General features: G+C 71.4%; 6 protein-coding genes and 1 pseudogene. 6 read left to right on the top strand and 1 reads right to left on the bottom strand.

Annotation, left to right across the window (positions count from 1 at the left end):
- Positions 1 to 311, top strand: a 311-nt coding sequence (locus KD1_RS15170) for an ABC transporter permease (RefSeq protein ID WP_157073401.1), incomplete at its 5' end; no start/stop codon positions are given.
- A gap of 54 nt (positions 312 to 365) precedes the next feature.
- Here KD1_RS15170 and KD1_RS15165 read toward each other — a convergent pair.
- Positions 366 to 1,232 carry a hypothetical protein gene (locus tag KD1_RS15165; protein WP_068403310.1) on the bottom strand — a complete coding sequence of 289 codons (867 nt, stop codon included), beginning with the start codon at positions 1,230 to 1,232 and terminating at the stop codon, positions 366 to 368.
- Between the two features lie 291 nt (positions 1,233 to 1,523).
- Here KD1_RS15165 and alr point away from each other — a divergent pair, with 291 nt between their 5' ends.
- The 5 genes and pseudogenes from alr to KD1_RS15140 form a co-directional block, all read left to right on the top strand.
- Entirely contained in the window at positions 1,524 to 2,669 is a 1,146-nt protein-coding gene (gene alr / locus KD1_RS15160) for an alanine racemase (protein ID WP_306307030.1), read from the top strand.
- 2 nt (positions 2,670 to 2,671) lie between these two features.
- Positions 2,672 to 3,661 carry an alpha/beta fold hydrolase gene (locus KD1_RS15155; protein WP_068403308.1) on the top strand — a complete coding sequence of 330 codons (990 nt, stop codon included), beginning with the start codon at positions 2,672 to 2,674 and terminating at the stop codon, positions 3,659 to 3,661.
- On the top strand, positions 3,658 to 4,146 hold the full coding sequence (gene tsaE / locus KD1_RS15150; protein WP_068403305.1) for a tRNA (adenosine(37)-N6)-threonylcarbamoyltransferase complex ATPase subunit type 1 TsaE: 489 nt from the start codon (positions 3,658 to 3,660) through the stop codon (positions 4,144 to 4,146). Before KD1_RS15155 ends, tsaE begins: the two co-directional genes overlap by 4 nt.
- Positions 4,143 to 4,850, top strand: coding sequence for a tRNA (adenosine(37)-N6)-threonylcarbamoyltransferase complex dimerization subunit type 1 TsaB (gene tsaB, locus KD1_RS15145; protein WP_245627435.1), 708 nt, complete (start codon positions 4,143 to 4,145; stop codon positions 4,848 to 4,850). The genes tsaE and tsaB overlap by 4 nt, the downstream gene beginning before the upstream one ends.
- 38 nt (positions 4,851 to 4,888) lie before the next feature.
- A pseudogene (locus KD1_RS15140) lies at positions 4,889 to 5,075 on the top strand (ribosomal protein S18-alanine N-acetyltransferase); the annotation flags it as partial.

Below are 5,075 nucleotides of genomic sequence, written 5' to 3'. Positions count from 1 at the left end.
TGGCATCGGTCAACGAACGGCGGGTCGAGATCGGTCTGCGGCGCGCCATCGGCGCCTCCCGGGGAGACATCGTTGCGCAGATGCTCGTCGAGAGCGGTCTGCTGGGTCTGGCCGGAGCGGTGCTCGGTTTCCTCATCGGCACCATCGTCACTTTCCACCACGGCATCGTCACGGGGGTCGCGGGCGGGCTGTCGCCGACGCTGGTGGCGTTGGCATTGGGTGCCGGGACGGGCGCGGGGGTCCTGGGCGGTGCCTGGCCGGCGATTCGGGCCAGTCGCGTCGACCCGGCGACCGCGCTGACCTCCGCGTGAGCCGCGGCTGCGGCCCTGCTGGCGGTTCGTTCTCGAGCAACCTCGAATCGCAGGCTAGTCGACTGGAGCCCAGAGCGCGCCGAGCCCATCGCCGTCGTGCGGTACCCCGCGGCAGGTCTCCGCGGTGGATTTCGACAAGCCAGAGGTCCCGTCCGCATCGAGGGCGGTGACCTGGATGTGCTCGCCCGCAGCGCCGGCACGGCGACCGTTCTGGTCGATGACGGCCCACTCGCCGTTGATGTCCGGCCGCGCCGCCAATGAGGCACTGGAGTCGGTTCCCACGAGGAGGCGGCGTCCGCCAGTGGTGATCGCGACGACGCAGCCGTTGTCCGTGATCTCCATCGTGGCGGCCTCCACGGGCGCGCCCGTGGAAGCATGTTTGGCGGTGACGTTGGGCAGGGCTCGGATGCTGAAGTCGGTCGCCGTCTGAGGAGCCGGCCCCTCACGGTCCTCGGCCCCGGAAGCTGTTTCGGGCTCGCGAACGTATGCGGCCTGTGCATTCGGTACCTGGGTCGTCAGGGCATCGCATGCAGGGGGCAGATCGTAGTGTGACCACGTGGGCGGTGGGGTCGCGTCGATGGTGATGTGGTCCCCTGTGCTCGCCCACGGAGCGCCATCCGGCGCGGAGATCGACCAAGAGCCGTCGGATGCCTGGCGAATCCGCATCTGTGAGGTGCTCGGAAACACCAAGATGTACTGGCCTGGGGGCAACGCCGAGTCGCCGTTCGTGACCGTGATGAACGGGCAGCCCGCCTCGGTGATCTCAAGCGTCCCCGGCGGGTATCCGATGGCGGGGCCAGAAACGCTGGTTCGGGTCATCGGGACGGCGTGGGATTGTGCGCTCGATTGGGCCTGGGTCGCGTTGCTCGCCCGCTGCTGGAGCGCACCGAACACGGCACTCACCAGGACAACGGCGGCCACCGTGGCGATCGCGGCGGTGACGCGGGCGCCAACACCCCGGCGCCGGCCCCGCTTCCGAACTGCAGTATTGGAGCCTGATGGAGACGATGGTCTGGACACGGACACCTCATGACAGGGTCGCTCGTGACTGCGGATGGCGTTGCCCACGTTAGCAACAACGCGCAGCCGGCGCCTGGGCGGTGCCTGGCCGGCGATTCGAGCCAGTCGGGTCGACCGGGCGATGGTGTTGACCTCCGCCTGAGCATGGCGTTCCCGAACCACCGGGTTACTGCGTCGTAGACTGTGTGGGTTGTGACGTCCCTGCCTCTCGGCCAACCGGCCTGCGCCACCGTGGACCTGTCCGCCATCAGGGACAATGTTGCCGCGGTGCAGCAGCGTGCCCGCGGCGCGGCGCTCATGGCCATCATCAAGGCCGACGCGTACGGCCACGGCCTGGTGCCGGTGGCCCGCGCCGCGCTCGCTGCGGGTGCCTCCCATCTCGGGATCGCCCAGGTCAGCGAGGCCCTCACGCTGCGCTCCGCAGGGATCGACGCTCCGTTGTTCGCGTGGATCTTCGCGCCCGGCGACGACCTCGCCCCAGCCGTGCAGGCGGGCATCGACCTCTCCGCCGGTAGCCCATGGTCGCTGGCCGCGATCGTCGACGCGGCCCGGCGGGTCGGGGTCACCGCGCGGGTGCACCTCAAGCGCGACACCGGCCTGGGGCGCGGAGGCGCGTGGGGCCAGGACTGGCGCGACCTCGTCACCGCCGCCGCGTCGGCGCAGGCCGAGGGCGCCATTTGGGTCGTCGGACTGTTCAGCCACCTCGCCTGCGCCGACGAGCCCGAGCACCCCGCCAACGCCACGCAGCTCGCCGCGTTCCGGGAGGCCGACACCGACCTGCGCCGCGCGGGGCTGAACGTCGAGATCCGCCACCTCGCCAACTCCGCCGGAACGCTGCTCGACCCGCGCACCCACTTCGACCTAGTCCGGCCCGGCATCGCCCTGTACGGCCTCTCGCCGGCCCCACACCTCGGCGATCCGGCCCGTTTCGGGCTGCGTGAGGCGATGCGATTGACCGCCCGGCTGACCTCCGTCAAGACCGCCCCGGCCGGTCAGGGAGTCTCGTACGGCCATCGCTACACCACCACGTCCGACACCCGACTCGGGCTCGTGCCGCTCGGGTACTCCGACGGGATGCCGCGCCAGGCCTCCGGTACCGGGCCGGTGCAGATCGGCGGCACCCGCCACACCGTCGCCGGAACCCTGTGCATGGACCAGTTCGTCGTCGACCTCGGCGCGGAGAGTTCGGCTCGACCCGGCGACGAGGTCGTCATCTGGGGTCGGAGCGCCGATGGCGAACCCACCGCGCAGGACTGGGCGCAGGCGGCCGGCACCATCAACTACGAAATCGTCACCCGCCTGGGTGCCCGCGTGCCGCGCACGTGGATCGGAGAGTAGGCATGGCCAACGACAAGCACTACCCGTGGACGCACCCGGCCCTCGAGCCGGCCTTCCGCGCCAAGGCCGACCTCGAACTCTCCGTGCCCTCGGAGGACGGGACCCGCCTGCACGTCCAGGTCGACCTGCCCGACGGGTGGCAGGACAAGCCGACCGTCGTGCTCAGCCACGGCTACTGCCTGACCCTGCAGACGTGGTCGCTGCAACGCGCGGCGCTGCGGGCGGCTGGGTACCGGGTCGTGCTCTGGGACCAGCGCGGGCACGGCCGCTCGGACCGGCTCACGCGCGAGCATGTGTCGATCGATGCACTCGGTGCCGACCTGGGCGCAGTCATCGAATCGGCCGCGCCCACCGGGTCGCTCGTGCTCGTCGGGCACTCGATGGGCGGCATGGCCACGCTGGCACTCTCGCGCCGCAACCCGGAACTCATCCGTGAACGCGTCGGCGGAGTGGCGCTCGTGGCCACCAGCGCCGGCGGCAGCGGCCTGGTCTCCATCGGGTTCGGCAAGCTCTTCGACAAGACCGTCGTCAAGGCTGGCCCGGGCCTGCTCGAACGGGTCAACCGGGTCGGCGAGATCACCGCGCGGGTGCGCCGCTGGGGGCGGTTCATCGAGGAAGGCGGGGTGGCGATCTGGGGGTTCGGTGACCGTCCGGACCACCGGTACGTCCGGTTGACCTCGGACATGATCCGCGAGACCGACCTGGCGACCGTGGCGTACATCCTGCCCCACCTCGACGACCTCGACGAGCGAGACGGCCTGCCCGCCCTGCGCGGGCGCGAGGTCCTCGTGCTCAACGGCTTCAAGGACCGGATGACCCCGCCGAGCCACAGCGACGCGATCGTGCGTGAACTGCCCAGCGCCGAGCACGCCGTGATCCCCAAGGTCGGTCACATGATCATGCTCGAATCGCCGCGCGAGGTCAGCGCCCAGCTGCTCGACCTCGCCGGACGGGTGGCCCCCTTCCATCCCCAACCCCTGCCGGTCTCGTGAGCCGCTACACGCTGCGGTTGGCGGACCTCGACGCGACCGCGTGGTTCGGAGCCGCGTTGGCGCGGGTGCTGCGGGCCGGTGATCTGGTCGTGCTCTCGGGCGATCTCGGCGCCGGCAAGACGACCCTGACCCAATCGATCGGTGACGCGTTGGGGGTGCGGGGACCGATCACGTCTCCGACGTTCGTCATCGCCCGCGAGCACCCGTCGCTCCTCGGTGGGCCCTCGCTCGTGCACGTCGATGCGTATCGGCTCGGTGGCGGAGCCGAGCTCGATGACCTCGATCTCGACAGTGACCTCGAGCAGGCGGTCACCATCGTCGAATGGGGCGAGGGCGTGGCCGACGGACTCAGCGACGATCGCCTCGTCGTTACGCTAACGACGCCACCGGGCGAGAACGAGGCGCGTACCGTGACGGTGACGACGCACGGTTCCCGCTGGGAGGGCGAGACCGCACTGACGTCGCTCGTCAAGGAGTTCATGTGAGCACGCCCATCACCCTGGCCATCGACACCGCCACCCGCGCCATCACCGTGGCGGTGGCCCGCGGCGACGAGATCGTGGCGCAGGGGCAGGTGCTCGATGCGCGGCGACACACCGAGGAGTTGGCGCCGTTGTTGGCCGACTGCCTCGACCGGGCGGGCGTGGGGGTCGCCGAGGTCACGCAGGTCGTCGTCGGCACCGGGCCGGGACCGTTCACCGGGCTGCGCGTCGGGCTCGTCACCGCCCAGACGTTCGCGTACGCCCGCGGGATCCCCGTGTATGGCGTGCCCTCGCTCGACGCGATCGCCCAGGGACACGTGCGTCTGGATGCGCCGGCGGCCGGCAGCGAGTTCCTCGTTGCCACAGACGCGCGGCGCAAGGAGGTCTACCACGCCCGGTATCGCGTCGCCGACGATGGCCGGAGCGCGGTGGCGCTCGACGAGCCGGGGGTGAGCAAGCCCGCCGACCTGCCTGCGGAGGTCCGGGCGCTGCCGGCTGCTGGGTACGGGCCGGTGCTCTACCCCGATCTGTTCGGGACTGCTGTGCTCCCGCTCGACGTCGATGCCGCCGACCTCGCGATGGTCGGGCTGGCGCGGATCGCCGTGGGCGCGCAGATGCCGACGACGCCGCTGTACCTGCGCCGGCCTGACGCCGTCGAGCCGAGTGCGGCGAAGTCGACGCTGGCGGCGGGCGGCCGGGCCCGGTGAACGTGGTGGTGGACGCGAGCCGCACGACGCTCCGCCCGATGCACTGGCGCGACATCGACGCGCTCGTCGAACTCGAGCGGGAGGCGTTCGCCGCCGATGCGTGGTCCGAACGCACCTGGTGGGAGGAACTCGCCCAGCGTCCGCGCCGCGAGTACCTCGTCGCCGTCGAGCCAGCCCCCGACCCCGCCGCCCCCGACCCCGCCGCCCCCGCGCCTGCCCCCTCGC

Origin of the sequence: Kribbia dieselivorans NBRC 106261 (assembly GCF_001552435.1) — a bacterium.
Lineage (GTDB): Bacteria > Actinomycetota > Actinomycetes > Actinomycetales > Dermatophilaceae > Kribbia > Kribbia dieselivorans.
Note: the sequence above shows the minus strand (reverse complement) of the source record. Positions and strands in the feature narration are given on the sequence as shown.